General features: G+C 66.0%; 21 protein-coding genes. 8 read left to right on the plus strand and 13 right to left on the minus strand.

All coding sequences use genetic code 11. The features are described from left to right. Positions 1–34 precede the first annotated feature (34 nt). Positions 35–1,579 (plus strand): methyl-accepting chemotaxis protein, encoded by a 1,545-nt coding sequence (locus ACN22W_RS31620; protein ID WP_419688421.1) that lies wholly within the window; start codon positions 35–37, stop codon positions 1,577–1,579. 70 nt (positions 1,580–1,649) lie between these two features. Here ACN22W_RS31620 and ACN22W_RS31625 read toward each other — a convergent pair whose 3' ends face one another. The 5 genes from ACN22W_RS31625 to ACN22W_RS31645 all read right to left on the minus strand — a co-directional run bounded on the left by ACN22W_RS31625 (position 1,650) and on the right by ACN22W_RS31645 (position 6,785). After that, positions 1,650–2,099 (minus strand): hypothetical protein, encoded by a 450-nt coding sequence (locus tag ACN22W_RS31625; protein WP_419688422.1) that lies wholly within the window; start codon positions 2,097–2,099, stop codon positions 1,650–1,652. Beyond that, positions 2,089–2,487, minus strand: a complete 399-nt coding sequence (locus ACN22W_RS31630) for a M35 family metallo-endopeptidase (protein ID WP_419688424.1) — start codon at positions 2,485–2,487, stop codon at positions 2,089–2,091. The genes ACN22W_RS31625 and ACN22W_RS31630 overlap by 11 nt, the downstream gene beginning before the upstream one ends. A 253-nt stretch (positions 2,488–2,740) precedes the next feature. Then, positions 2,741–3,274 carry a PAAR domain-containing protein gene (locus tag ACN22W_RS31635; protein ID WP_419688426.1) on the minus strand — a complete coding sequence of 178 codons (534 nt, stop codon included), beginning with the start codon at positions 3,272–3,274 and terminating at the stop codon, positions 2,741–2,743. 674 nt (positions 3,275–3,948) lie between these two features. Continuing rightward, positions 3,949–5,418, minus strand: a complete 1,470-nt coding sequence (gabD, locus tag ACN22W_RS31640; protein WP_419688428.1) for an NADP-dependent succinate-semialdehyde dehydrogenase — start codon at positions 5,416–5,418, stop codon at positions 3,949–3,951. Positions 5,419–5,501: 83 nt separating this feature from the next. Continuing rightward, complete coding sequence (locus tag ACN22W_RS31645; protein ID WP_419688429.1) at positions 5,502–6,785, minus strand: 4-aminobutyrate--2-oxoglutarate transaminase; 1,284 nt, start codon at positions 6,783–6,785, stop codon at positions 5,502–5,504. Between the two features lie 126 nt (positions 6,786–6,911). Here ACN22W_RS31645 and ACN22W_RS31650 point away from each other — a divergent pair, with 126 nt between their 5' ends. Further along, positions 6,912–8,420, plus strand: coding sequence for a PLP-dependent aminotransferase family protein (locus tag ACN22W_RS31650; RefSeq protein ID WP_419688431.1), 1,509 nt, complete (start codon positions 6,912–6,914; stop codon positions 8,418–8,420). 31 nt (positions 8,421–8,451) lie between these two features. Here the strand turns inward: ACN22W_RS31650 and ACN22W_RS31655 are convergent, their stop codons facing one another. From ACN22W_RS31655 to ACN22W_RS31665, 3 genes are read right to left on the minus strand one after another with little or no spacing between them, the layout of a single operon-like run. Further along, positions 8,452–9,942 (minus strand): YfcC family protein, encoded by a 1,491-nt coding sequence (locus tag ACN22W_RS31655; protein WP_419688433.1) that lies wholly within the window; start codon positions 9,940–9,942, stop codon positions 8,452–8,454. A gap of 29 nt (positions 9,943–9,971) precedes the next feature. After that, positions 9,972–10,745: an IclR family transcriptional regulator gene (locus ACN22W_RS31660; protein WP_419688435.1), complete on the minus strand. Its 774-nt coding sequence runs from the start codon at positions 10,743–10,745 to the stop codon at positions 9,972–9,974. Then, a complete protein-coding gene (locus ACN22W_RS31665; RefSeq protein WP_129515866.1) occupies positions 10,742–11,641 on the minus strand; it encodes an N-formylglutamate amidohydrolase in 900 nt (299 codons plus the stop codon). Before ACN22W_RS31665 ends, ACN22W_RS31660 begins: the two co-directional genes overlap by 4 nt. 349 nt (positions 11,642–11,990) lie before the next feature. On the opposite strand from ACN22W_RS31665, the gene ACN22W_RS31670 reads away from it, so the two are divergent. Next, entirely contained in the window at positions 11,991–13,094 is a 1,104-nt protein-coding gene (locus tag ACN22W_RS31670; protein WP_048245893.1) for a porin, read from the plus strand. 28 nt (positions 13,095–13,122) lie between these two features. Here the strand turns inward: ACN22W_RS31670 and ACN22W_RS31675 are convergent, their stop codons facing one another. Continuing rightward, positions 13,123–13,959 (minus strand): EamA family transporter, encoded by an 837-nt coding sequence (locus ACN22W_RS31675; RefSeq protein ID WP_419688436.1) that lies wholly within the window; start codon positions 13,957–13,959, stop codon positions 13,123–13,125. 113 nt (positions 13,960–14,072) lie between these two features. Here ACN22W_RS31675 and selD point away from each other — a divergent pair, with 113 nt between their 5' ends. The 3 genes from selD to ACN22W_RS31690 all read left to right on the plus strand — a co-directional run bounded on the left by selD (position 14,073) and on the right by ACN22W_RS31690 (position 17,165). After that, complete coding sequence (gene selD / locus ACN22W_RS31680; RefSeq protein WP_419688437.1) at positions 14,073–15,137, plus strand: selenide, water dikinase SelD; 1,065 nt, start codon at positions 14,073–14,075, stop codon at positions 15,135–15,137. Between the two features lie 73 nt (positions 15,138–15,210). Continuing rightward, on the plus strand, positions 15,211–15,801 hold the full coding sequence (locus ACN22W_RS31685; RefSeq protein WP_419688439.1) for a LysE family translocator: 591 nt from the start codon (positions 15,211–15,213) through the stop codon (positions 15,799–15,801). Positions 15,802–16,085: 284 nt separating this feature from the next. Next, entirely contained in the window at positions 16,086–17,165 is a 1,080-nt protein-coding gene (locus ACN22W_RS31690; RefSeq protein ID WP_048245889.1) for a purine-nucleoside phosphorylase, read from the plus strand. Between the two features lie 114 nt (positions 17,166–17,279). On the opposite strand, the gene ACN22W_RS31695 is transcribed toward ACN22W_RS31690, so the two are convergent. The 4 genes from ACN22W_RS31695 to ceoR form a co-directional block, all read right to left on the minus strand. Then, positions 17,280–18,038, minus strand: a complete 759-nt coding sequence (locus ACN22W_RS31695; protein WP_419688441.1) for a hypothetical protein — start codon at positions 18,036–18,038, stop codon at positions 17,280–17,282. Positions 18,039–18,051: 13 nt separating this feature from the next. Beyond that, positions 18,052–18,663 carry a M35 family metallo-endopeptidase gene (locus ACN22W_RS31700; protein ID WP_240674458.1) on the minus strand — a complete coding sequence of 204 codons (612 nt, stop codon included), beginning with the start codon at positions 18,661–18,663 and terminating at the stop codon, positions 18,052–18,054. 706 nt (positions 18,664–19,369) lie between these two features. Continuing rightward, the gene (locus tag ACN22W_RS31705; protein ID WP_193099712.1) at positions 19,370–19,663 is read right to left on the minus strand and encodes a DUF4148 domain-containing protein; all 294 of its coding nucleotides are present in this window, start codon (positions 19,661–19,663) and stop codon (positions 19,370–19,372) included. Positions 19,664–20,067: 404 nt separating this feature from the next. Beyond that, positions 20,068–21,072: a putative multidrug efflux transcriptional regulator CeoR gene (ceoR, locus tag ACN22W_RS31710; RefSeq protein WP_048245886.1), complete on the minus strand. Its 1,005-nt coding sequence runs from the start codon at positions 21,070–21,072 to the stop codon at positions 20,068–20,070. Between the two features lie 457 nt (positions 21,073–21,529). Between ceoR and ACN22W_RS31715 the strand changes: the two genes are divergently transcribed. Beyond that, on the plus strand, positions 21,530–22,390 hold the full coding sequence (locus tag ACN22W_RS31715; protein ID WP_048245885.1) for an alpha/beta hydrolase: 861 nt from the start codon (positions 21,530–21,532) through the stop codon (positions 22,388–22,390). Between the two features lie 31 nt (positions 22,391–22,421). Further along, positions 22,422–23,639, plus strand: coding sequence for a multidrug efflux RND transporter periplasmic adaptor subunit CeoA (gene ceoA / locus ACN22W_RS31720; protein WP_193099713.1), 1,218 nt, complete (start codon positions 22,422–22,424; stop codon positions 23,637–23,639). The last annotated feature ends 22 nt before the right edge of the window (positions 23,640–23,661 follow it).

Below are 23,661 nucleotides of genomic sequence, written 5' to 3' on the forward strand. Positions count from 1 at the left end.
GCGCGGACGACAGATCCGCCTTTCGGAGCCTTGCATGCGCAATAACCAGCCCGTTACCCAACAAGAATTCGATTTTCCCGACGACGTCACGCTGATGTCGACGACCGATGCAGACAGCGTCATCACCTACGCGAACACGACGTTTGCGCAGGTAAGCGGCTTCTCGAACGAGGAGCTCGTCGGCCAGCCGCACAACGTGGTGCGCCATCCGGACATGCCGCGCGAGGCGTTTGCCGACATGTGGGCGACGCTCAGGCGCGGCGAACCGTGGACCGCGCTCGTGAAGAACCGCCGCAAGAACGGCGATCACTACTGGGTGCGTGCGAACGCGATTCCGGTGATGCGCAATGGCGAGCCGCAGGGCTACATGTCGGTGCGCACGAAGGCGCCGAGCGACGAGTCCGCGGCCGCCGACGCGCTGTATCGCGCGTTTCGCGAAGGCAAGCCGGGCCAGCGCCGGTTCCACAAGGGGCTGGTGATCCGCACGGGGCTGCTGCGCATCGCGTCGCTGTCGCAGACGATGTCGGTCCGTGCGCGCGTGCATTCGGCGCTGTGCGTGCTGGCGCCGGCCATCGTCGGCGCGGGCTGGGCCTGCGGGCTCGCCGGTGGTGGGCTCGCGGCGTTCGCCGGCGCGACGGTCGGCGTGGCGGCGGCGGCCGGCCTGTGGCTCGACGCGCAGATCGTGCGTCCGCTGAAGCGGCTGCACGAACAGGCGTTGAACGTCGCGACCGGCGAAAGCCGGCGCGGCGTGCGAATGAACCGCGTCGACGAGATCGGCATGACGCTGCGCACGATCAACCAGCTCGGGCTGATGTTCCGCTGGCTCGTCGACGACGTCAGCGAGCAGGTGCACAACGTGCAGCGCGCGAGTAACGAGATCGCTCAGGGCAACAACGACCTGAGCGCGCGCACCGAGCAGGCCGCGTCGAGCGTGCAGGAAACCGCAGCGTCGATGGCCGAGATGACGGCGACCGTCAACAGCAACGCGGAAACCGCGCTGCAGGCGAACCGGCTCGCGGGCTCGGCGAGCGATGCGGCCGGGCGCGGCGGGCAGGTGGTGAGCGAGGTCGTCACGACGATGAGCGACATCACCGCGAGCTCGCGCAAGATCGCGGACATCATCGGCGTGATCGACGGCATCGCGTTCCAGACCAACATCCTCGCGCTGAACGCGGCGGTCGAGGCCGCGCGCGCGGGCGAGCAGGGACGCGGCTTCGCGGTGGTCGCGGGCGAGGTGCGGGCGCTCGCGCAGCGCAGCGCGAACGCGGCGAAGGAGATCAAGACGCTGATCGGCGCGAGCGTCGACCGGGTCGAGTCGGGTGCGCGGCGGGTGGACGAGGCGGGCCGGACGATGGAGGACATCGTCGCGCAGGTGAAGCGCGTGTCGGACCTGATCGCGGAGATCAGCTCGTCGACGGCCGAGCAGAGCACGGGGGTCGCGCAGGTCGATCAGGCGGTCGTGCACCTGGACAACATCACGCAGCAGAACGCGGCGCTCGTCGAGCAGAGTACGGCGGCGTCGGAGAGCCTGCAACAGCAGGCGACGCGGCTCGTGGATGCGGTGAACGTGTTCCGCTGATGCGCGGGGGCGGGCGAGGCAGGAGGAGGGCGGCCCGCATTACGCGGGTCGGCGTGGGGGGCGTGCTACGTCATTGCGCCCTGGGTATGGGATTCAGGTTCGGGCAACAGTGGTTAGGGCATCCCGGACTGACGTTCACTTCGACGCGTCGCCCGGATTGACCGAATTCGTCCGGCTTGAAAATTTTCCCCGCCAAGGCGCTTTTTTCGCCACGGATCGAATGCTGATCCAGAACTGCCATTACGTTTTCCGCTCGTTGCGTTGCAAGCTGTTGCGCGTCGCGTTCGGTTTGTTCGGCCAGTCCGATAAGCCATACCGTATCAATGATCGGAAAGCGCTTGTGCATGTCGCTCGACCATGCCGACAACCTCGACATTTCGGTCGGAGAAATCGCACTCGCATCAGCATCGAAAACAATATCGATGTAATGGGCGGGCATGTTCGACGCGCCGTCACAGGCGAACGCTGATTGTGCGCAGCTCAACGCGAGCGCGGCGGCGGTTAGGAATTTAGTCGCCATCGACAACATACCCCGCAATGCTGTCGGCGTTGTGGATTGCCAAGTCAGGATTTGACCGGCCCCAAGGCGCGAGAAATGGCGTGATTGTGTATTGATCGTCCGTCGAAGACATGGTGTCGTGGAAGTGGGTTGCTTCATGGATGATAGTAGATACGTGAGAATCAGCACCGTCGGTCCATGGGCGCATCGTGCAGAATCGCGCGCTGATGGCGATGGTATGTGTTGTCGTGTCTGGCGCGCATACATGCGCGGCCTCGTTGGCCGTTCCGCGCGGATGAGGCGTGCAACCCGTCGCCAGATCGCCAGCGCTGCCGCTTCGAACGACATTGTTTTCGTTGAACGCTCGAACTACGCCAAGCACTTTCGTTAAGCCGGTGAGCAGGTGCATACGCGTTCGCTCGTCGTTGCGACCGAACCACTTGAAAACGCGATCTTTTTCGGACTGCGACTATCTTTGTAAAGCGACGGTGCGTGCGCCTAGCTTCTCGACGGCTTTGGCTTGTGCCTTCGCGAACACGGCACGGAATTCCGAGTTAGTCATGTTTTCGCAGATCGGTCGCAAGTCAACATCCGCGAATGTCTGTGATCCCGCGATGGTGTTTGTTGTCGTCTCGGCGACGGTAGTTTGGTTTCCCATTGTTTCAGTCCTCGATTACGAGCTTCAATGCCTGCGCGCGTTCGGTTCGCACGCGCACGGTGCAGCCGTGTCGATCACTCACGCCGGATGCAAGCACGTTTCCGGATCGATCCTTGATCCAATAGCGCACATTGCTTAACGGTTGCTTCGTCCTCACGTCGCGGATCACAAATTGATCGCTGTGAATGTCCGATGTCGACACGTATCGCGTGGGTGCGAATGCCGAATATCCGGAGAAGGGGTTCGCCGATCCATGTCCGCCGCCCCCAATGAAAAACGTGCAGTCGTTGCTCGCGACTAAAAGATTTTGCCCGCATGGACAAAGTACAGCGTCGCCTTCCACGGCTACGGCACGTCCGCTACCGATAACGGATACCGCGCTTCCTGCTATCGGAAACATTCCCTCGCAATTCCCGCACGTCGCTTTGTCGCCGTCCAACGCAATGTGCTTGTTGTTCACGAATATGCTTGCGGTGTCAGCGATGACGATTCCGCCCGTCGTCGTTGCGTCGCCGTTCCTGATCGCTCGTCTGCTCATGGTTATGTCCTCAATCGAAGTTGGTAATGATCCATTCGTCCGACTCGAGGTCACAGATCGCATATCGATCGACCGCAGCACCTGCGACTGTCGGCGGCATGTTGTTCTTCCATGGACTCGGATGTATGGACGAGCGATAGACAGTGGCCGGTAAGATTTTCTCTGTCTATGGAACGAGTACGAATCTTATTTTGGATTCCGACATAAATGGATGAAATGAAACGATCATCGAGGCTGGTTCGAAGGGGGGTCGAGCAGAATACTGCAGCGTCGGTAAGCTTGAGGCAGCAGGTGACGAGGCTGGGAGGTTGCCCGCCCGTACGTCATGCCGGCGACTGTTGACGTGTGTCACGGCACCACCGGCTGCAGCGGTGCCTACATGCGCTGACTCTGTGCGCACCGGGCCGTCGGGTGAAGTGTTCATGCGCGGGCAAACCGGATCGAGGTGGAACGCTCAATCTAGCGGCTTGCAGCGAAATGAGACTTGAACGAAATTCGCGCGCGATATGACGTATCGGCGGATACGGCGATCGAAATCGGGTGCGCAGAGCGGGGCGATATCGTGCGTATCAAGATGACGCGGGCGCGGCGGAGAGGGGCGCCGGCCCGCGTCGGACCGCCCGGTTCCGGCCGGGCGGTCAGGGCCCGTCGCGATCGCGGCAGGCCCTGAACCGTCAGACGGCGAGGCAGAGGTACTTGATCACGACGTAGTCGTCGATGCCGTAGTGCGAGCCTTCGCGGCCGAGGCCCGACTGCTTGACGCCGCCGAACGGCGCGACTTCGTTCGAGATCAGGCCCGTGTTCACGCCGACCATCCCGTATTCGAGCGCTTCGGCGACCTTCCACACGCGGCCGATGTCGCGGCTGAAGAAGTACGCCGCGAGACCGAACTCGGTGTCGTTCGCGAGGCGGATCACCTCGTCGTCGCTGCTGAACTTGAACAGCGGCGCGAGCGGCCCGAACGTCTCTTCCTTCGCGACCTTCATCGCCGGCGTGACGCCCGTCAGCACGGTCGGCTCGAAGAAGCCGTGGCCGAGCGCATGGCGCTTGCCGCCCGTCACGACGGTCGCACCCTTCGCGAGCGCGTCCTCGATGTGCGCCTCGACCTTCAGCACGGCCGCTTCGTTGATCAGCGGGCCTTGCGTGACGCCCGGCTCCGTGCCGCGACCGACCTTCAGCTGGCCGACCGCCGCCGCGAGCTTCTGCGCGAACCGGTCGTACACGGCTTCATGCACGTAGAAGCGGTTCGTGCACACGCACGTCTGGCCGCTGTTGCGGTACTTCGACGCGATCGCACCCTGCACGGCCGCATCGAGATCGGCGTCGTCGAACACGATGAACGGCGCGTTGCCGCCGAGCTCCAGCGACACCTTCTTGACCGTCGCCGCGCATTGCGCCATCAGCAGGCGGCCAATCGGCGTCGAGCCGGTGAACGACAGCTTGCGCACGATCGGGTTCGACGTCAGTTCGCCGCCGATCGCCTTCGGATCGCCCGTGACGACGCTGAACACGCCGGCCGGCACGCCCGCGCGCTCGGCCAGCACGGCCATCGCGAGCGCGGAGAACGGGGTCGCCTCGGCGGGTTTCACGACGATCGGGCAGCCTGCCGCGAGTGCGGGGCCGACCTTGCGCGTGATCATCGCCGCCGGGAAATTCCACGGCGTGATCGCCGCGCACACGCCGATCGCTTCCTTCGTCACGACGATGCGCTTGTCGCTCGCCGGCGTCGGGATCGTGTCGCCGTACACGCGCTTGCCTTCCTCGGCGAACCACTCGAGGAACGACGCCGCGTAGCCGATCTCGCCCTTCGCCTCGGCCAGCGACTTGCCCTGCTCGGTCGTCAGGATCAGCGCGAGGTCGTCGGCGTTTTCCATCATCAGGTCGTGCCACTTGCGCAGGATGACCGCGCGTTCCTTCGCGGTCTTCTTGCGCCACGCCGGCCATGCGGCGTTGGCGGCGTCGATCGCGTGACGCGTCTCGGTCGTGCCCATCGCCGGCACGGTGCCGAGGAGGCCACCCGTCGCCGGGTTGCGGACGTCGAACGTCTCGCCGTTCGATGCGCCTTGCCATTCGCCGTTGACGTAGGCCTGCTGGCGGAACAGCGACGGATCTTTCAGTGCCAGGGTTTCCTGAACAGTGCTCATTTGCGTAGCCTGCTTTGAAAATGGATGACGAAACGGCCGCCGCCGTCATGACGACGGCGGCGGCGCATTCAGTGGACGGGAACTCAGGCCGGCACGCCGACCGTTTCCTTCAGCACTTCCTCGAGGATCACGAGCGCTTCGTCGAACACGGCCTCGGGAATCGTCAGCGGGAACAGGAAGCGCACGACGTTCGAGTACACGCCGCACACGAGCAGCAGCAGGCCGCGCTCGAGCGCACGCGTCTGCACGCGCTTCGTGAATTCCGCGTCCGGCTCGCCCGAGCCCGGCTTCAGGAACTCGACCGCGATCATCGCGCCCGGGCCGCGCACGTCGGCGATCTGCGGCACGTCGGCCTGCAGCGCGCCCAGCTTCGCCTTCAGCACGTCGCCGAGTTGCGTTGCACGGTCGCACAGCTTCTCTTCGTCGATGATCTCGAGCACCGCGTGCGCCGACGCAACCGCCAGCGGGTTGCCCGCGTACGTGCCGCCGAGGCCGCCGGGCGCTGCCGCGTCCATCACGTCCGCACGGCCGACGACGCCCGACAGCGGCATGCCGCCCGCGAGGCTCTTCGCCATCGTGATCAGGTCGGCCAGCACGTCGTAGTGCTGCATCGCGAACAGCTTGCCGGTACGTGCGAAGCCCGTTTGCACTTCGTCGGCGATCAGCAGGATGCCGTGTTCGTTACAGATCTTGCGCAGCGCGCGCACGAATTCGGCCGGCGCCTGGTAGAAACCGCCTTCGCCCTGGACCGGTTCGAAGATGATCGCGGCGACGCGCTTCGGATCGATGTCGGCCTTGAACAGCATCTCGATCGCCTTGATCGAGTCGGCGGTCGTCACGCCGTGCACGGCGTTCGGGTACGGCGCGTGGAACACGTCGCCCGGGAACGGGCCGAAGTTCAGCTTGTACGGGGCGACCTTGCCGGTCAGCGCCATGCCCATCATCGTGCGGCCGTGGAAGCCGCCCGAGAACGCGATGACGCCCGGACGGCCGGTCGAAGCGCGTGCGATCTTGATCGCGTTCTCGACGGCTTCGGCGCCGGTCGTGAAGAACGCGGTCTTCTTCGGGAAGTCGCCCGGTGCGCGTGCGTTGATCTTCTCGGCCAGTTCGACGTACGACGCGTACGGGACGATCTGGTACGCGGTGTGCGTGAAGTTGTTCAGCTGATCCGCGATCGCCTTGACGATCTTCGGGTGGCGGTGGCCCGTGTTCAGCACCGCGATGCCGGCGGCGAAATCGATGAAGCGGCGGCCTTCGACATCCCACAGTTCCGCGTTCTCGGCACGGGCTGCGTAGAAATCGCACATCACACCGACGCCGCGCGGGGTGGCGGCGTTCTTGCGGGCCTGCAGGTCGGCATTCTTCACGGTCATCTCCTTGATGTTCTATCCGGTGAGTAGGGAATCGGGCGCGTTGGCAGCCCATGGAGGCGACTATAATCACATTTGGCTCTGGTAATCAGAGCCATTTCAATAAATATTCAGGAGCCAATCATGCGCGCGAGCGTGTTGTCGGACTGGCTGGCGCAGCGCCTCGTGCGCGGCGGCGAACAGCCGATCTACCGGCAGCTTCACCGGCTGCTGCAACAGGCGATCCTGTCGCGCGAACTGCCGGCCGGCACGCGCGTGCCGTCGTCGCGGCTGCTGGCGGCCGAGCTCGGGATCGCGCGCAACACGGTCACGCAGGTTTACGAACAGCTTGCGCTCGAAGGTTATGTGAACTCGGCCACGGGCCGCGGCACGTTCGTCGCCGACAGCGCGCCGGACGAGATCGTCGGCGCACCGCCCGACGCGGCGGCCGGCCCGGCCGTGGTGCTGTCGTCCGCGCGGCGGTTGTCCGCGCGCGGTACACGGCTGGTCGAAGGGGCTGGCGTGTCGAAGCGCCAGGGCGGCGCGTTCATGCCGGGCGTGCCCGATGTGTCGCGATTTCCGGCGCGCGTGTGGACGCGGCTGCACAACAAGTACTGGCGGCGCCTGCGCCCCGACCTGCTGACCTATGCGCCGGGCGGCGGGCTCGCGCTGCTGCGCGAGGCACTGGCAGACTACTTGCGCACGTCGCGCTCGGTGCGCTGCACGCCCGAGCAGATCGTGATCACGACCGGCATTCACCAGTCGATCGACTTGGCGGTGCGGTTGCTGACCGATCCCGGCGACGCGATCTGGACCGAGGACCCGTGCTACTGGGGCGTGCGCAGCGTGCTGAACGTGTCGGGGCTGACCACGCGGCCGATCCCGGTCGACGAGGAAGGCATCGCGCCGTCGGCCGCCGATCTTGCCGAACCGCCGAAGCTGATGCTCGTCACGCCGTCGCACCAGTATCCGCTCGGGATGGTGATGAGCCTCGCGCGGCGGCGCATGCTGCTCGAATACGCGCGCCAGCACGGCTGCTGGATCATCGAGGACGACTACGACAGCGAATTCCGCTACGGCAGTCGGCCGCTCGCGTCGCTGCAGGGGCTCGACACGGCCGGGCAGGTGATCTACGTCGGCAGTTTCGGCAAGACGCTGTTCCCGGGGCTGCGGGTCGGTTACCTGGTCGCGCCGGAACCGCTGGCGGAAAGCTTCGCGACCGCGAGCGCCGAGCTGTATCGCGAAGGGCAGTTGCTGCAGCAGGCCGTGCTCGCCGAATTCATCGCGGAAGGGCACTTCGTGTCGCATATCCGCAAGATGCGCACGCTGTACGGGCAGCGCCGCGAGGTGCTGCTCGATGCGGTTGCGCGCCGCTACGGCGAGTCGCTGCAGGCGCTCGGCAGCGACGCGGGGCTGCATCTCGTCACGCAACTGCCGGCCGGCGTCGACGATCGCGCGGTGGCGCAGGCCGCGCTCGAACGCAATATCGTCGTGCGGCCGCTGTCCGGCTATTACGCGGATCGCGAGCGCGCGGCGCCCGGGTTGCTGCTCGGTTATGCGTGCGTGCCGGAGGACGAAATCGCGACGGCGTTCGCGACGCTCGCCGAGGCGATCGACGAACGGGCGTTCGGCAAGGTGGCCGCCGTCGCGTGACGGCGGCGGGCGCCGGTAACCGTCCCGGCGCTCAATACCCGATCCACACCGCGAACGTCAGCACGACGCACGACAGCGCGAGCAGCGTCAGGAACAGCGGCAGCACGAAGCGGATCCACGCGCCGAAGTCGACGCGCGCGGTCGCGAGATACGCGAGCAGCATCCCGGACGTCGGCGTGACGAGGTTCGTCAGTCCGCCGCCGAGCACGAACGCGAGCACCGACGTCTGGCCGCTCACGCCGGAAAGCTGCGCGATCGGCCCGATGATCGGCATGCTGACCGCGGCCTTGCCCGACACCGACGGGATGAACACGTCGAGCACCATCTGCACGCCCATCAGCCCGTTCGCGACCCACACCGGCGATTGCCCGTCCGCCAGCCGCGTGAAGAAGTGGATCAGCGTGTCGAGCACGAGGCTGTTCTGCAGCAGCAGCTCGACCGATGCGGCGAGCCCCATCAGCAGCGCGGCGAGCATCATGTTCTTCATCCCGTCGACGAACGCATCGGCCGCGCTGCGCGAATCGAGCCGGCCGATCACGGCCGTCGCGATGCTCACGGCTGCGTAGAACGCTGCGAGTTCGACGTTGCCCCATTTCAGTTCGCGCGTACCGTAGATCAGCATCGCGACGGCCGCGGCAAATACGACCAGCGTGGCCTTGTGGCGCAGCGACAGCTTCGCGGTTGCGTGCGCGGCGGTACCCGACGCGGTTTGCCCCGCCCGGTAGCCGGTGTTGCGCACGTAGCGCAGCAGATACAGGATGCCGATCGTCAGGAATACGACGAATACGGCCGCGCGCAGCGCGACGCCGCTGAACAGCGGCACACCGACGAGCGGCTGCGCGACGGCGAGCGCGAGCGGGTTCGTGACCGACGCGATATAACCGATCTTCGCGGCGATCGCGACGAGTGCGACCGCGAACAGGTCGGACAGCCCGAGGCGCCGCGCGATCACGACGACCATCGGGATGATCACGAGGTATTCGGAGATGAAGCCGAGCAGCGTGCTGCCGAGCCCGATCAGGATCATCAGCATCGGCGTCAGCAGGTACGCGTTGTTGCCGGTGAGCTGCAGCAGCCGGTCGATGCCGGCATCGACGACGCCCGTACGGCGCATCACGCCGAACATCCCGCCGACGAACATCACCATCACGATCAGCGGCGCGTTCTTCAGCAGGCCTTCCGGCACCGCGACGAACGCGGACACGAGGCTCGCCGGCAATGCATGCGCGGGCGTGCTGTGGCTGACGGCCGGCGCGACGAGCGTCGCGAGCGCGGTCGTCTTCGGCACCACCTGGTAGGTGCCCGGCACGACGAGCCGGCCGTTGCGCGCGAAGTGGCCGGAGTCGACGATCCACGTGAGCGCGATCGCGGCGGCCAGCACCCACAGCATCATCACGACCGGATGCAGCATCTTGCCGTGCGGATGCGGCGCGTGGCCGGCGCCGGCCGCCGGATCGTCGGCCGCGAGCGCGGGGGTGTCGGCGCCGTGCGCGCCGGCCGGGTTCGGGGAAGAGGCGGACATCGGATCCTCGTCGAAGAAGGAGCGGGCCGTCAGGCCGGTTGCAGCGCGGCGCGCGCCGGGACGTAGCCGAGTTCGGCGGAAATGGCGTGACTGCACGCCTGCAGGCGTTCGAGATAGTCGGGAATGTCGGCGTGGCTCACGCGCACCTCGGGGCCCGTCACGCTGACCGACGCGACCGTCGCACCCGTCAGGTCGCGCACCGGCACCGCGATCCCCACCGCGCCGGGCGTCACTTCGCCGCTGCTGACCGCGTAGCCCTTGCGCGCGACCGCGTCGAGTTCGCCGGCGAGTTTCGCGTGATCGTCGGCCTGCCCGGTCCTGCGCAGTTGCGCGACATACTCGTCGCGCACCGCATCGGGCGCGAACGCGAGCAGCACCTTGCCCGATGCGCCGAAATTGATCGGCCGGCGGTTGCCGACCGAGCCGACGGTGCGCACCGCATGCGTCGTTTCGCAACGCGCGACGCATACCGATTCGAGCCCTTCGCGCACGCGCAGCACGACGGTCTCGTTGATCGCCTGGTTGAGCGCGAGCATGTGCCGGTGCGCGGCGCGCACCAGCGCGTTCTGTTGCGATGCGGCTACACCGATCACGAACGCCTGCGGGCCGAGCGCATAGGTGGACGTGCGCGGGTCCTGCACGACGAAGCGGTGCAGTTCGAGCGTGCACAGCATCCGGTAGGTGCGCGACTTGTTGATGCCGAGTTGCGACGCGAGCTCGGTCACGCCGAGGTGCGGATGCTCGGCCACGTAGGTCAGCAGCTTCAGCGCGCTGTCGACGGCGTCGACGATGTAGGTCGTCATGCGGCATCTCCCGGCGCCGCGACGCGCGCGCGGACGTAATCGGCGAGCGCGTCGAGATACGCGTCGACCGAGCGCTTCAGCGCGACGAAGCCCGCGTGTTTCGCGAACGCGGCTTCGTCCATGTAGAGCGCGCGGTTGAATTCGATCTGGATGCTGTGGCGCTGCCGTGCCGGATCGGCGAGCGCGGTCAGCAGGTCGCCGCCCTGGTACGGGTCGTTGATCTGCACGCGGTAGCCGGCGTCGGCGAACCACTGCGCGGTCCACGCGGTGAAGGCCGGGTCGGCGGTCGTGCCGCGCCGGTCGCTGACGACGACGTCCGGCCGCAACGCACCCGCGTCGACGTTCATCGCATTGCCGCGTGATTTCATCGAGTGGCAGTCGATGTGCCACAGCGCGCGATGCGCGGCATGCAGCGGCTCGGCGATGCCGGCGAGCGCGCGGCGGTACGGCCGGTAGTACGCATCGATCCGGTGATGCACTTCGGCGAGCGACAGCTTGCGGTCGTATAGCGGCACGCCGGGCAGCGCGTCGCGCCGGATCAGCCCCATCCCGCGCTGCGTGTACGGCTGCGGCGAAAGCGGCTCGGGCCACGGCTCGGCGAGCAGCGTCGCGTCGATGTCGGTTTCCGCACGGTTCGGATCGATGTACGCACGCGGAAACGTCGCGCCGAGCAGCGTGCCGCCGCGCGCGGGGGCGCCGGCCCACAGTTCGTCGATGTAGGCGTCCCACGTGGTGCGGATCGCGTCGTCCGGCGCGACGGTGGCGAAGTCGGGCGGATACGCGATGCCGCTGTGCGGCGAATCGACGACGATCGGCAGCGCGGGCGCCGTCGGCGCTGCGACGAAATACGCGGGCGATTCGCCGTCGGTCGCGTTGTTGCAATTAAACGTCAGCATGGGGATCAGGTTCTTTACCTAGTGTCTCGAAGCGTTTTGCTCGTGCGTTTTAATCATTAAAACAGCGTATCAATATTTCACAACGGCAGAAAATTGCGGTCAAGGGCTTTTTTCGACGCGGGTATTACGCGTTGCGATCGGCTCGTAATGCCCGCCATTATTGGGTTTGTTTCATTCTTCGAAACGCACTGCGAGCAAGGCCGTTTCGACTCCCTCGTGCGATTTTTGGCATGGCTTGACGCTTCAAATCGCCGAATTCGACAATGAATAAGACGATGTTTTATTCAATAAAACACGTTGCGGGCGAAATAAATCGCTCCCCATATTCAATCGACAAAAGGGGTCGGAGATGAAGCGGAAAGAGATGGCGGTCGCGCTGGCAGGCGTTGCAATCGCGGCGGGTGCGACGCACGCGCAGGCGCAGTCGAGCGTGACGCTGTATGGCGTCGTCGATTCGGGGATCACGTACACGAACAACCAGAACGGGCATGCCGCGTGGCAGGCGACCGGCGGCAACGAGCAGGGCACGCGCTGGGGGCTGCTCGGCAAGGAAGAACTCGGCGGCGGCACGCGCGCGGTGTTCCGGCTCGAGAACGGCTTCAACATCGAGAGCGGTGCCGCGAGCCAGGGCGGCCGGATCTTCGGGCGCCGCGCGTACGTCGGGCTGGAAAACGACCGCTGGGGCACGCTGACGATGGGCCGCCAGTACAACGCGGCGCAGGAAGTGCTGGAGCCGCTGCAGATCGGCGCGACCACCGCGCTCACGCAGTACGCGCTGCATCCGTTCGACACCGACGACCTGAACAACACGTTCCGCACCAACAACTCGGTGCAGTACCAGACGCCCACGTGGTACGGGCTGCGTGCGGTCGGCCTGTACGGCTTCTCGAATTCGACGTCGTTCGCGGAAAACCGTGTGTGGAGCCTCGGCGCGAGCTACGAGAACGGGCCGCTGCAACTCGGCGCGGCCTATGTGCGCGTCGATCATCCGGCGCTCGATACTACCGGCGCGGCGGCATCCGACAACTACTACACGTTCATCAAGGGCGTGACGCGCCAGCAGATCTGGGGCGCGGGCGGCGCGTATGCATGGGGCGCCGCGACGTTCGGGCTGCTGTACACCAGCTCGCTGTTCAACCTGCAGACGGGCGGCGCGCTGCGCTTCAACAACTACGAGGGCAGCGTGCGCTACCTGATGACGCCCGCGCTGCAGTTCGCGCTCGGCGAAACCTACACGCAGGTGCTCGCGTCGCAGGGGCCGAAGCCGAGTTCGCACTACCTGCAGACGAGCGTCGGCGCGCAGTATTTCCTGTCGAAGCGCACCGATATCTACGTGAATGCGTTCTACCAGCGCGCGTCGTCGAACACGGTGGCCGCGATCGAAGGGATCTCGAATCCGTCGAGCACGCGTACGCAGATCGTCGCGGTGACGGGCATCCGCCACAAGTTCTGACGCGGCACGCCGCGGGCGCGCGTGCGGCTTACAGCCGGATCAGCGCCGCGCCCGCGACCACCAGCGCGCACGCGGCGAGCCGCTGCGCGCCGGGCCGCTCGCGCATCACGAACCAGCCGATCGCGACCGCGAAGATCGAGCTCGTTTCGCGCAGCGCCGACACGGTTGCGACCGGCAGGTGCCGGTACGCGAGGATCACGATCCCGTATGCGGCGAGCGAGATCGTGCCGGCGATCGCGCCCTGCCGCAGCGCCGAGCGCGAGCCGAGCACCGCGCGCGGGCCGCCGCGCATTGCGCACACAAGCACGAGCTGCGGCACGCTCCACAGCAGGTACACCCACGCGATGTAGCCGAGCGCGCTGCCGGACACGCGCGAGCCGATCCCGTCGCAGATCGAGTACGCGGCGATGAACACGCCGGTGAGCAGCGCATACGGCACGCCTTCCCCCGAGAACCGGAAGCCGCGGCGCAGCGCGAGCGACATGATGCCGAACGACACGAGCGCGATGCCCGCGAACCCGAACGGCGTCGGCTGCTCGTGCAGCATCGCGAACGCGAGCACCGACACGAGCAGCGGCGAGATGCCGCGCGCGATCGGATAGATCTGTCCGAACTCGCCGTTGCGGTAAGCGCGCGCGAGCGTGAAGCAGTACGCGACCTCCAGGGCGGCCGACGCGGCGATGTACGGCCACGCGGCGGGCGCCGGTGCGGGCAGCAGCGCGGCACCGGCGATGCCGAACGCGAGATACGGCAGCGACATCGTGCCGAGCTGGACGAGCCGGTCTTCGCTGACGTGGAGGAACGCATTCCAGATGGCGTGCAGCAGCGCGGAGCACAGCACGAGGCCGATGAACAGGTGATCCATGAACGAAGGCGTAGGCAGGGCGGGAGAGGCAGGCGGCGTCAATTATGTGGGTATCGGGCGCGTTCGCGCGGAATTGTCGATAATGGAACGTTGTTATTCACCGGATGCCGACGATGACCGATGCCACCCAAGCCCAGCCTGCCGTTCCGCGCCTCACGAGCCTGTCGCACGGGGGCGGCTGCGGCTGCAAGATCGCGCCGGGCGTGCTGTCCGAGCTGCTGAAGCGCGCGACGCCGCCCGCGCTGTTCCCTGATCTGCTGGTCGGCACCGAGACGTCCGACGATGCGGCCGTCTACCGGCTCAATGACGAGCAGGCGATCGTCGCGACGACCGACTTCTTCATGCCGATCGTCGACGATCCGTTCGACTTCGGCCGCATCGCGGCGACCAACGCGCTGTCCGACGTCTATGCGATGGGCGGCAAGCCGATCCTCGCGCTCGCGCTGGTCGGCATGCCGATCAACGTGCTGCCGCACGAGACGATCGCGGCCGTGCTGCGCGGCGGCGAAGCGGTGTGCGCGGACGCCGGCATCCCGGTCGCGGGCGGCCATTCGATCGATTCGGTCGAGCCGATCTACGGGCTCGCGGCGATCGGCGTCGTGCATCCGTCGCGCGTGAAGCGCAACGCCGCCGCGCGCGCGGGCGACGTGCTCGTGCTCGGCAAGCCGCTCGGCGTCGGCGTGCTGTCGGCCGCGCTGAAGAAGAGCCAGCTCGACGCCGCGGGTTACGCGCAGATGATCGCGACGACCACCAAGCTGAACCGGCCGGGCACCGCGCTCGCCGCGTTGCCGGGCGTGCACGCGCTGACCGACGTCACGGGCTTCGGGCTGCTCGGCCATACGCTCGAACTGGCGCGCGGCGCGCATCTCACCGCGCGCGTGCACTACGCGTCGCTGCCGTGGCTCGCGGGCGTCGAGGCGTTCGTCGCCGACGGCGTGTTCACCGGCGCGTCGGGGCGCAACTGGGCCGCGTACGGCACCGATGTGCGGCTGGCCGACGGGCTGCCGCTCGTTGCACAGGCGCTGCTGACCGATCCGCAGACGTCGGGCGGCCTGCTGGTCGCATGTGCGCCGGAGGCGGTCGACGAAGTCCTCGCGTGCTTCCGCGCCGATGGTTTCGACCGCGCGGCCGTGGTCGGCGAGATGGTGGACGGGCCCGCGCGCGTGGACGTCGCCTGACGCGGAATTTCCGCACGGGATTATTTTTGCGGTCGCTAGAATCGATGCGTTCCCTCGAACGCATCGATGACCGATGAACGACTTCCTGTTCGGGCTGATGATCGCGCTGTCGGTCGGGCCCGTCGCACTGATGATCGCGAACTACGGCATGCGCGCCGGCACTGCCACCGGCGTGCGCGCGGCGGCGGGCGTCGCCGCTGCCGACGGTTGTTATGCGGTCGTCGCATTCACGATCGGCGCGATGCTCGCGAGCACGCTCGCGTCGCACCTGTCGCTGTTCCGCGTCGTCGGCGCGCTCGTGTTGCTCGCCATGGGCGCACGGATGTTGTGGCAGGCGCTGCGGGATCGGCGCCGCACGCTCGATGGCGATGCGCCGCCGCCGGGCAACCGCCCGTTCACGTCGATGTTCTTCGTCACGCTCGCGAATCCGCTCACCATCCTGCTGTTCTATGGCTATGCGACGGCTGCCGCCGGCGCGCATCGGCACTGGCTGCTGGGCGCCGCGTGCGTGTTTGCCGGCAGTCTCACGGGGCAGCTCGTGTTCGCGTTCGGCGGCAGTGCGATCGGGCGCGTCGCGAAGTCGCCCGGGTGGCTCGCGGCGAGCCATGTGGTCGCCGCGCTGGTCGTGCTCGGTTATGGGGTGGCGGGGCTCGCGCGCGTGTAGCGGTTGGGAGTCGGCCGCTGCGGAAGGGGGTGACGATCGGCGGCCTGTCGGCGGGCGTTCGTTCCTGCCAACCGGATAGCATTCCTGATGGTTGTCATGCAGGGCGATGGTGCCATGGCGTGAATCCGCGGCGACTCACCGCGTTACGCAACACGCGCGCCGTCGCACGAAACACCGGCAGCCGTTTCGTAGCCGGGTTCCGCATTGCGCATGCCCGTTCTATACTCCCTCGCGCAGTCTCCGAGAGCCGTTCTCACCCAACATCATCGAAACAAGGAACGCCGATGCTGACTCGCTCCATTCTTTCCGCCGCCGCATTCTCGCTTGCGGCCTGTGCGACCGCGCCGTCGATCGCGCAGGACAACCAGGGCAACAACGCAGGCAACAATGCATTCGCCGAGACCGGTGCACAGGGCCGCCCGGTCAAGGTCATGATCATCACGATGTTCGGTCCGGAGGGCCAGGCCTGGCTCGACCGGCTTGGCCCGTGGCGCGACATCACCGTGCCCGGCTTGTCGCCCGACTATCCGGCCGTTCACTGCAACAAGCAGGACGTATGCGTCGTGACGACCGGCATGGGCTACGCGAACGCGACCGCGACGATCATGGCGCTCACGTTCTCGCAGCGCTTCGATCTGCGCCGCACGTATTTCCTGGTCTCCGGCATCGCGGGTGTCGACCCCGCGCAAGGCACGGTCGGGTCGGCCGCGTGGTCGAAGTACCTCGTCGATTTCAGTCTGCAGTGGGAACTCGATGCACGCGAGATTCCGGCCGGCTGGAATACGGGCTATCTCGGCATCAACACGAAGAGCCCGAACGACAAGCCGCCGCTCGACTACCGCACCGAAGTGTTCCAGCTCAACCCGCAACTGACCGACGCCGCATACGCGCTGTCACGCAACGTCGTGCTCGCCGACAGCGCGCAGGCGCAGGCCGCGCGCGCGAAGTTCACGTATGCGCCGGCGAACCGGCCGCCGACGGTGATCCAGTGCGACACGTCATCGGGCAACACGTGGTTCTCCGGCACGTTGATCGGCGAGCGCGCGCGCCAGTGGACCAAGATCCTGACCGACGGCAAGGGCACCTACTGCATGACCGCGCAGGAAGACAACGCGACGTATGAAGCGCTCAAGCGCGCGGCGAGCGTGAAGCGGGTCGACCTGTCGCGCGTCGCGGTGCTGCGCACCGGGTCCGATTTCGACCGGCCGTATGCGGGGCAGACGAGCGCCGACAACCTGCTGAACTACGCGGACCAGGGCGGCTTCGCCCCGGCGACCGAAAACCTGTACCGCGCGGGCAATCCGCTCGTGCAGGACATCGTGACGCACTGGGGCGAGTGGCGCGACGGCGTGCCGCGCAGGTGAGTGAGTCTAGCGACGCGTTGGAGTCACTCGATCATTCACGCGTAGCCGAGCTCCGGGCGAATCAGTATCGCCTGGAGCAACCGGATTGGGGCTCGCGGGGCCGACTGCAGAGGATCACGGCCCGGGTTGCGCGAGCATGAGTTCGATGCGCGTGTATTCGGGCCCCAATAGTTGCATGGTCGCAGTCTCACCGTGCTCGTCCGTCATGCCGATATATTGCGTTGCACTGGTGCTGATCCGGTAGCAGGTGTGCATCAACGGCTTGTGGTCTTGATTTCGTAAAAGCAAGGTCTGATTGCGTGTGCGTGCGGTCCAGCGTTCCGTTGTCACAAAACGCGCCGATGTGGACTCCCGGCTGTCGCCGCACGAAAAGCGGATCGAGTCGGGCTGGGGCCCTGGCGTCTCGGGCGTCAGGGCATAACTGGCGACACCGGGCGTACCCGCCGAATTGCAGAGACTCTGACACCCTGCAGGCGGGCATTTCGGAACGAACTGGACCCACAGCTGCTTTCTGTCATCGGGATCGAGCTTGCCGTTCCTGCGCGACACGATTCGCTCGTCGACGTAGATGTCGTCGGGCGACATCCCGAGTTGCACGAGAAACGATTTCATCTGCGCACCGCGTTGCTGCGCGAGTTGATTAGGTCGGTTTTCCCAATCGTAAGCCGTCGCGTCGATCGAGGCCGCCGCCCCTTCGCGCGTCCATTCCCTGGCGGTCAGGTAGTGTCTGACGACGGCGAGTCGGTCGCTGTTGGCGATCTCGGTCGAATTCAGCGGCAGTTCCATGCTGTCGGTCAGCAGGATCTTGCACGCATTGGCCTGTATCGGGAGCGACAGGAGGGCGCCGAGTATGACAGGGAGGGCATGTCGCATGGGTTGCTCCGATTCAACGCGCCAGAATGAACCAGGCGATGTTGTCTGCATTGCCGATCGCGATGCCCGGGTAGCGTTTCGCGAACTGGGCGCAGGCCCAGCGACCGTATGCCGCTGGATGGTCGCCCGCGTCGAAAGTGTCAGCAAAATGGGCGCACTCGTGAACGATGGTCAGCTGCTGCGAGGAAAGGTTTCCGGCTGATCGCTCGGGTAGCGAGCAAAACGGGAGATTGATCGCGATAGTATGAGTCGCGGTGTCGGGGCGACAGACATGTGCGACCACGGCGTCGAGATGTTTCATGTTTGGCAGACATCCTGTTGCGCGGTCGGCATCGGAACCGATGCGGACGAAGTTTCTTGGTCCGAGATTAGCCATCACCCTGGCCAGGGCATCGAGCCCCGAAGTTAGTCTGCGTCTTGTATCGATATTTGCCGAGCCGAACCACTCGATGACTCGCGCTTCCGTGGCCGGATTCCATCGCGTCAGTTCCATGCGCCGTCGCAGTGTGATCTCGACTGCTTCGTCCCGCAATTCAAGTATCCGTTTCCTGAACGCCGAATCCGTCATGTTCGGACAGATTGGCGGTCCGTCGAGCGATACACTGGGCTGTGACGACGTTGTCATGGGCGCTCTCCATATGGATATCATTTGGAGTGCTGATGCTAAGTGCCCGAACTAGATCGATGATCCACAAAATTGCGGCTAACCGAACGAATGAGTATTGGTAAGTGTGAATGGCAGGCAGGAAAGGCCGCGGTTTCTTGCGGCGAACAGGTGTTCTTTCGCTGGCCCGGCCGGCCTGATGATCTGGATTGAGACCGCTTGGACTTGGGATATGCGGCCGATAGACCACGAGTATGGCGGTAAGCGCGCCCCGGCAGACTAATCAGCCCGTGTCAATCGATGTGTCGGGCATTGATGCGACTTGGTCGTTGGATCGACCTTAGGTAATGTCACCAATCGTGTCGCAATAGCGGTCGCTGTAACTGCGGCACAAATGCGCCGCAGTGGCCGGCACGCCGTACCCCGGCGACCGAAAACCTGTACCGCGCGGGCAATCCGCTCGTGCAGGACATCGTGACGCACTGGGGCGAGTGGCGCGACGGCGTGCCGCGCAGGTAATGGCCGGACGGATGACTCAGCCGGCGCTCAATGCGAGTGCGGGGCCGAACGGAACGGCGTCCACACGGGTGTGGTGTCGTCCCAGTGATCGAGCGGCGAAGGAAGTGGGTCGTTCATCATGTGCTCCTGCAACTAACTGACTCAACGAGTCGTCGATGGGGGTGTCGCGACGCCGCGCACGGGCAATCCGCTGCGCGGCGTTGCGCGTTTACCGGCCTCCGCCGGCGAGCTGGTTGCTTTCCTGCATCGGGCGATACGGGCCTTGTGCGAGCTCGAGCCCTTGCGGATACGAGTTGGCCTTGCGCAGGTACGCGAGCGTGCCGTCGCGGCGAGCCTGTTCGACTTCCGCGCTGACCTCGGCGCGGGTGCGCGGGCCGTAGTGCTGCGAGTACCACGACGTGTTGCCGTAGTCGCCGGCATGCGGGGTGCCCGAATCGGCGAAGGCCGGTGCGGATACGGCGAGTGCGAGGGCCAGGGCGGAGAGAAGGTGGCGGCGGTTCATGACGTAACTCCTGTCTGTCGGAGTTGGCGCCTTGGCGCTTACTCCGGTCCCATTCAGCGGGATCTGTTCGATGCGCAACGAAGTGCGCGACAGGGTTTACTCTAGGTATCTGTTCCGTCGCGATAAATGCGGCAGACGCGAATTGAATTGTCGTGTCAGTGGAACAATCGTCATCCGCATCGCCGACAGGGTTATGTGGAAAGCGCCGGCAGCCCCATGGCGCGGGCCTCACGCGGGTGCGACGAACACGCGCAACGTCACGCAACGGCGCACGCGGGCGATTGCCGCGCTCGGCACAAAGGTTTGCTGCGGATTCGGGAAGGATCGGGTGCGCCGCGCAGGCACGCGGCACGAAGGCGGGACAACGCGCGGGCTGCGCAGCCCGCGCGTGTTGGTTCAGACGATTACGCGACCCATTCGTTGATGACCGGCGTGTCGAGCGCCGGCGCGCGTTCGGCTTCCTCGAACGTGCGCTTGCTGCACGTCGCGTCGAGGCTGCCCTTGCCGCTCAGCAGCGGGCAGCGGTCGAACACTTCGGCGACCCAGTCGACGAACACGCGCACCTTCGGCGACAGATGGCGGCTGTGCGGATACACGACCGAGATCGGCATCGGCAGCGGCTTGACGCCGGGCAGGACTTCCTTGAGCCGGCCTTCGCGCAGGTGCGGCAGCACCATGAAGAGCGGCGGCTGGATCAGCCCGAAGCCTTCGACCCCGCAGGTCACGTACGCATCCGCGTCGTTCACCGACACGATGCTGTCCATCTTGACCTCGATTTCCTTGCCTTCGCTCAGGAAGGTCCAGTCGATCGTGCGGCCGGTGCGGCTCGAGAAATAGTTGACGGCCTTGTGCTGGCTCAGGTCGTCGATCGTCTGCGGCTCGCCGAAGCGCTCGAGGTAGTCGGGCGCGGCGACCGTCACGCCTTCGAACAGGCCGACCCGGCGCGCGACGAGCGACGAGTCCTGCAGCGCGCCGACGCGGATCACGCAATCGACGCCTTCCTGCAACAGGTCGACCGGCCGATCGGACAGGCCGAGCTGCAGGTCGATGTCGGGGTAGCGTGTATGAAATTCGCACAGCGACGGAATCACGAGCAGCCGTCCGATCGAGCCGGGCATGTCGATACGCAACTTTCCGTGCGGCTTCCGGTTGTTGGCCTGGAAGCTCGCCTCGGTTTCCTCGACGTCCGCGAGGATCCGCACGCATCTTTCGTAGTACGCGGCGCCGTCCGGCGTGAGCGACAGCCGGCGCGTGGTCCGGTGCATCAGCCGCACGCCGAGGAATGCCTCGAGATTCTGGATGATCGTCGTGACGGACGCCCGCGGCAAGCTGAGCGTTTCTGCTGCCTTGGTGAAGCTGCTTGTATCGACGACGCGAGTAAACACCTGCATGGCCTGAAGCCGGTCCATCACAACCTCCGCAATCTAGGGTCTGCTTGTATATGGAACGCGCATGCGTTGCCACGAGAACGGCCGCTCGCGAGGCGCGCGACGCCGCGAATACTGACGTATTCGCAAGGAGCGCAACGCGGCGAGCGGCCGTTCTCGTGGCAACCCCAAATTAAGAAATTCATGTCACGGGAATGCCCGAAATCGCCCGTATGGCGGCGTCGCTCGTCGCTTGTTTGGCTCGGCCAAACGGCGCTCCTCACTCCTTGCCCTACGAGCGATTTCGGGCATTCGCATGTGCGTTCCATATACAAGCAGACCCTTGAGCCGCCGGAACAAGAAGGCTGCGCTACCTCGTGGGTGAACGCAGCCTCGGATTGTTCGGGGTCGTTGAATTGTGTTGCCGGATTATAGGCATTTATCCCAATGTCTGCCGGACCCAGAATTCGTTCCATCTCGAAATGGATGCTGCATCGTCATGGACGCTTCTGAATTCAGCAAATTCCTGAAAGCCGCGTTGCCCGTGCAAGCCATGGCTGGCGCGGCGTTGACCGTCGCCGAAGTGGAAATTCCCGGCTACGCGCAGGACATCGTGCTGCGCCTCTACCGCCGCCCGGACAAGACCGGATTGCCGGTAGTGCTTTACTTCCACGGCGGCGGCTTCGTGCGCGGTTCGCTCGAAGACGCCGATTTCGCCGCGCGCTTTTTAGCAGAACGCTTACCAGCTCTCGTAGTGTCGGTCGACTATTCGCTCGCGCCGGCCTTTCCTTTTCCGGCCGCGCCGGAGGATGCGTATCGCGCCGCCGTATGGGCCGCGACACGGGCCCGCGCGTTCGGCGGCAATCCGAAGAAGATTGGCGTCGCGGGCCACGACGCAGGCGGCCAGCTTGCGAACTGCCTCGCGTTCATCGCACGCGACCGCGGCGAAGTGTCGATCGCCGCGCAGGCGCTGTTCGGGCCGATGCTCGACCCGAGCATGACGCGCATCGGCGACGCCGATCGTCTTGCCTCCGACATCACCGCGCGCGAATGCGCGGCCTGTTATCGCGCGTATCTGCCGCAGGCGGCGCAACGCATGCACCCGTACGCGGCGCCGCTCGAATCGGTGCGCCTCGCGGGGCTGCCGCCGACGCTGGTCGTCACCGCGCAGAACGACGTATTGCACGTCGAAGCGGAGAAATATGCGGGCTGCCTGATCTCGTCGGGCGTGCTCACGCAGGTGATCCGCTACCCGGACATCACGCACGCCGCGCTCGCGACGCACGAAGCCGCCTTCGAGGAAGCCGTGCGCTTCTTCCAGTGCCGCTTCCAGGCGCGCCAGCCGAACCGTTCCGAATAACCAAACCAATCCACGCTTACTGGAGATCCACATGGCCATCCTACGCACCTCCCGCTCCCGAATCGCGACCGCCGCGATCGTGACGCTCGCCGTCGTCGGCCTCGGAACGTTCGGCGCGATGCGCGTGAACGCGAACGCGCCCGAAAAAGCGGCGGCGCCGCTGCCCGAAGTCGACGTCGCGACCATCGTGCCGCAGACCGTGACCGACTGGCAGAGTTATTCGGGCCGCCTCGAAGCGATCGAGAAAGTCGACGTCCGCCCGCAGGTGTCGGGCACGATCGTCGCGGTGAATTTCAAGGACGGCGCGCTCGTGAAGAAGGGCGACGTGCTGTTCGTGATCGACCCGCGCCCGTACCAGGCCGAAGTCGACCGCGCGGCTGCGCAGCTCGCGGCGGCCCAGGCGCGCAACGGCTACGCGCAGACCGACTGGCAGCGCGCACAGCGACTGATCGGCGACAACGCGATCGCGAAGCGCGATTACGACGAGAAGCAGAACGCGGCCCGCGAGGCGGCGGCGAACGTGAAGGCGGGCGATGCCGCGCTGGAAACGGCGCGGATCAACCTCGGCTATACGCGGATCACCGCGCCGGTGTCGGGCCGCGTGTCGCGCGCGGAGATCACGGTCGGCAATGTCGTGTCGGCCGGCGCATCGGCCGCGCCGCTGACGACGCTGGTGTCGGTGTCGCCGATCTATGCGTCGTTCGACGCGGACGAGCAGACCTACCTGCAATACATCAATGGCGCACGTGACGGCCGCAAGGTTCCGGTCGAGCTCGGCCTCGCGAACGAAAGCGGCTACTCGCGCAGCGGCGTGATCGATTCGGTCGACAACCGGCTCGACACGTCGTCCGGCACGATCCGCGTGCGCGCGCGCTTCGACAACGCGGACGGCGCGCTCGTCCCGGGCCTCTACGCCCGCGTGAAGGTGGGCGGCAGCGCGCCGCACCAGGCACTGCTCGTGGACGACGCGGCGATCAACACCGACCAGGACAAGAAGTTCGTGTTCGTCGTCGACCAGCAGGGCCGCGTGTCGTACCGCGAAGTGCAGCAGGGGATGCAGCACGGCAACCGGCGCGTGATCGTGAGCGGGCTTTCCGCCGGCGATCGCGTCGTCGTGAACGGCACGCAGCGCGTGCGCCCCGGCGAACAGGTGAAGCCGCACATGGTCCCGATGACGGGAGGCGATGCGCCGTCCGCGCCGCTGGCGGACAACGCGAAGCCGGCCGCACCGGCGAAGGCGGATTCGTAAGCGGCCCGCCGCTTCGATTCCG

Source organism: Burkholderia theae (assembly GCF_048565265.1).
GTDB classification, from domain to species: Bacteria; Pseudomonadota; Gammaproteobacteria; order Burkholderiales; family Burkholderiaceae; genus Burkholderia; species Burkholderia theae.

What these genes read in the sequence shown, in the direction of transcription:
- ACN22W_RS31620 (WP_419688421.1), top strand. Translation starts at nt 35, where the DNA reads ATGCGCAATAACCAGCCCGTTACCCAACAAGAATTCGATTTTCCCGAC.
- ACN22W_RS31625 (WP_419688422.1), bottom strand. Translation starts at nt 2,099, where the DNA reads ATGGCGACTAAATTCCTAACCGCCGCCGCGCTCGCGTTGAGCTGCGCA.
- ACN22W_RS31630 (WP_419688424.1), bottom strand. Translation starts at nt 2,487, where the DNA reads ATGCACCTGCTCACCGGCTTAACGAAAGTGCTTGGCGTAGTTCGAGCG.
- ACN22W_RS31635 (WP_419688426.1), bottom strand. Translation starts at nt 3,274, where the DNA reads ATGAGCAGACGAGCGATCAGGAACGGCGACGCAACGACGACGGGCGGA.
- gabD (WP_419688428.1), bottom strand. Translation starts at nt 5,418, where the DNA reads ATGAGCACTGTTCAGGAAACCCTGGCACTGAAAGATCCGTCGCTGTTC.
- ACN22W_RS31650 (WP_419688431.1), top strand. Translation starts at nt 6,912, where the DNA reads ATGCGCGCGAGCGTGTTGTCGGACTGGCTGGCGCAGCGCCTCGTGCGC.
- ACN22W_RS31655 (WP_419688433.1), bottom strand. Translation starts at nt 9,942, where the DNA reads ATGTCCGCCTCTTCCCCGAACCCGGCCGGCGCGCACGGCGCCGACACC.
- ACN22W_RS31660 (WP_419688435.1), bottom strand. Translation starts at nt 10,745, where the DNA reads ATGACGACCTACATCGTCGACGCCGTCGACAGCGCGCTGAAGCTGCTG.
- ACN22W_RS31665 (WP_129515866.1), bottom strand. Translation starts at nt 11,641, where the DNA reads ATGCTGACGTTTAATTGCAACAACGCGACCGACGGCGAATCGCCCGCG.
- ACN22W_RS31670 (WP_048245893.1), top strand. Translation starts at nt 11,991, where the DNA reads ATGAAGCGGAAAGAGATGGCGGTCGCGCTGGCAGGCGTTGCAATCGCG.
- ACN22W_RS31675 (WP_419688436.1), bottom strand. Translation starts at nt 13,959, where the DNA reads ATGGATCACCTGTTCATCGGCCTCGTGCTGTGCTCCGCGCTGCTGCAC.
- selD (WP_419688437.1), top strand. Translation starts at nt 14,073, where the DNA reads ATGACCGATGCCACCCAAGCCCAGCCTGCCGTTCCGCGCCTCACGAGC.
- ACN22W_RS31685 (WP_419688439.1), top strand. Translation starts at nt 15,211, where the DNA reads ATGAACGACTTCCTGTTCGGGCTGATGATCGCGCTGTCGGTCGGGCCC.
- ACN22W_RS31690 (WP_048245889.1), top strand. Translation starts at nt 16,086, where the DNA reads ATGCTGACTCGCTCCATTCTTTCCGCCGCCGCATTCTCGCTTGCGGCC.
- ACN22W_RS31695 (WP_419688441.1), bottom strand. Translation starts at nt 18,038, where the DNA reads ATGCGACATGCCCTCCCTGTCATACTCGGCGCCCTCCTGTCGCTCCCG.
- ACN22W_RS31700 (WP_240674458.1), bottom strand. Translation starts at nt 18,663, where the DNA reads ATGACAACGTCGTCACAGCCCAGTGTATCGCTCGACGGACCGCCAATC.
- ACN22W_RS31705 (WP_193099712.1), bottom strand. Translation starts at nt 19,663, where the DNA reads ATGAACCGCCGCCACCTTCTCTCCGCCCTGGCCCTCGCACTCGCCGTA.
- ceoR (WP_048245886.1), bottom strand. Translation starts at nt 21,072, where the DNA reads ATGGACCGGCTTCAGGCCATGCAGGTGTTTACTCGCGTCGTCGATACA.
- ACN22W_RS31715 (WP_048245885.1), top strand. Translation starts at nt 21,530, where the DNA reads ATGGACGCTTCTGAATTCAGCAAATTCCTGAAAGCCGCGTTGCCCGTG.
- ceoA (WP_193099713.1), top strand. Translation starts at nt 22,422, where the DNA reads ATGGCCATCCTACGCACCTCCCGCTCCCGAATCGCGACCGCCGCGATC.